Origin of the sequence: Curtobacterium luteum, assembly GCF_014646995.1 — a bacterium.
GTDB lineage: Bacteria > Actinomycetota > Actinomycetes > Actinomycetales > Microbacteriaceae > Curtobacterium > Curtobacterium luteum.
This window is the reverse complement of sequence record NZ_BMOI01000031.1, coordinates 1-657: the sequence shown is the minus strand read 5'-3', so window position 1 is coordinate 657 and position 657 is coordinate 1. Positions and strand designations below refer to the sequence as shown.

Below are 657 nucleotides of genomic sequence, written 5' to 3'. Positions count from 1 at the left end.
CGCTTGACGGCGTCGGTGCCGAAGGTCTTGTTCAGCAGGCCGGCAGCGTCCTCGGAGATGTGGACCGTGGTGCCGGTCAGGACCGCGTTGTCACCCTCGAGCTGCAGCGGCTTGAGCGTGCCACCCCAGAGCTCGAACAGGTACGCGTTCGCGACCGCGACCTTGCCGTTGACCAGCACGTCACCGTAGAGCTTGGACGAACCCGGGTTCACCACGAAGTTCTCCAGCGTCACCGTCGTGTCACCGGCCTTGAGCGTCAGCCCCGAGTCGTCGTGGTTGAGCAGCCCCTGCACGTACGGACGGTAGTTGCCCTCCGGGTTCCAGTACGTCACCGAACCGGCCGTGATCGGGAACGACACCGACCCGTCGGCGAGCTTGGCGTTGCCCGACACACCCGGGGTCAGCTTCAGCGCGGTCAGCGCGTCGGTGAAGCCCGAGTCGAGCTTCACGGCCGTGGTGCCACCGAGGACCTCGGGCACCGACGCGACCGGCGCCGGGATCTTCGACGAGCTGGAGGAGACGGTGTGGACCGCCGGGGTCGACGCGTTCGCGGCGCCGACACCGAACGCGGCGCCACCGAGGACGAGCGCGCCGGTCGTGGCGAGGGTGATCGTGGTCTTCAGGCTCTTGCGCATGATGAGTTCCTTTGCTGTGTCG

Annotated in this window: 1 protein-coding gene; it reads right to left on the bottom strand. The window is 67.7% G+C overall.

The window, feature by feature from the left end; genetic code table 11:
• Positions 1-635, bottom strand: a 635-nt coding sequence (locus IEY20_RS16940; RefSeq protein WP_188889348.1) for a hypothetical protein, incomplete at its 3' end; no start/stop codon positions are given.
• Between the last annotated feature and the right edge of the window lie 22 nt (positions 636-657).